The organism is Helicobacter sp. 11S02629-2, from assembly GCF_002272875.1.
In the GTDB taxonomy this organism is placed as follows: domain Bacteria; phylum Campylobacterota; class Campylobacteria; order Campylobacterales; family Helicobacteraceae; genus Helicobacter_I.
Map to the genome: position 1 here is coordinate 1 of NZ_MLAN01000036.1, position 1690 is coordinate 1690.

General features: G+C 34.4%; 1 protein-coding gene. It reads left to right on the top strand.

Going from position 1 to position 1690, the window contains the following annotated elements:
- Positions 1-1447: hypothetical protein (locus BKH40_RS08525; RefSeq protein ID WP_219350163.1), on the top strand; the 1447-nt coding region annotated here is incomplete at its 5' end.
- Positions 1448-1690: the final 243 nt, after the last annotated feature.

Sequence of the window (1690 nt, forward strand, 5' to 3'; positions counted from 1 at the left end):
TGATGAAAATGGCAGTTTTATGAACTCATCTTCTGCTGCAAGTAGTGCAGTTTTAGCAGGGGCTACGGGGATTCAAGCAGTGGCTGGACAGGTGACAGGAAATCCAATATCAGCAGCAACTTTAATTAGTGCATCATCTAACTTAGAAGCTTCAATGCAGAATTTACAGAATGTAATTAGTCAGATAGCAGATACCAGTGCTAGAAACTCAACTTTAAGTACACAAGCTATGTTTAGAGCTCAAGCCACTGAAAAACCTGCTAATGCAGCATTAGACTTTGGATGGTCTACAGCTGGTAGTGGCAAAACAAGAAATATCACCTATAGTGGAGTATTTGATTTCTCTCAAGGATTTGGAGAGTTAAAAATCTTACAAGATCGCTTATCAAGCATAAATAGTATCTATGGGACAATCTCTAATCTTTCAAATCCAGGGAATAGCAGCCTCTCATCACTTGCGACAAGTTTAAATAATATAGTAAATGGAAACTCTACACTGATATCTGGAAATAATGGAAATATAGCAAATTCAAATATAAATACAACTTCTCAATTAATAGCTGCTAGAAATCAAGTAACTAGTGCTATATCTCAACTCTCTACTATCCTATCAAGCACAGTACAACCAAATAATGCTATATCTATAGCGCAAGCAAATCAACTAAGTGCACTGAATGAATTAAATACAACTTTAACTACCTTGCAAAATGCTGTTAAAGTGAATACAGAAAACATCATCAAGATTAGACCAGATCAGCTAAACTCAACAATAACAAGTGTAGATACGGCTGTAAGCAATGCTGGAGATATCGCACTAAATAAACAAAATCAAAATTTAGATAGCCCTAATTTTACAACTCCAGATGTTAATAAACCAAATACAACTATTCAAAGAAACACTGGAAAATCTTCACTAATAGATCAATCAAACAGTATTAAAAACAACGTTCAAACAGTATTTAAAAATGTTGTGGCGACACAAGATAGTGCCCAAACTATAGATGGAATCATAAATGGAAACGCTAAAGGTGAGGCTATAAAGGTCACCACTACGGTTGCACCTTTAAGCGACAAACAACTTCTTCAAGGTGCACAAACAATCACACAAAAAACAGAAGTAGTATCAGACAATAATGGAAAAACTGTTAAGTCTCTAAAACAAGCATTAGCTGATGTAAAAGCTGCTAATAAAGCAGTAGATGATGCAGTACTTGCTGTAGCTATCAATCAAAATAAAGCTCTTGGAGCTGCCGCAGCACAGGATGCAAATGCACGTAAAAATAAAGCCCCTACAATATTACCTACAGCAAAAGCTGGTATAGTTGCTTTCTTTGGTAAACATCAATCTGTATCAGTAGAATATCAATACTATTTTAGAAATACTAATCCAAACTTTACTAGTGGTGAAGTAACTCTAAACTATGCTTATTACTTTGGCGGGAAGTAGGAAGCTATAAGTAGAAGTAGATTCTAAAATCTAAAAATAAAATCTAAAAAATCCCAGTAACTTGTAGAGAAATAGATTCTATAAATAAAAATAGAATCTAAGAAGCGTGTGATTGCTATTTCGAAAGTCACACACTTCTCCTAGTACATGACTTAGATGGCAGATTCTAAAATCTAAAAATAAAATCTAAAGAATCCCAGTAACTTGTAGGGAAATGGATCCTAAGTTAGAAAATAGAATCTA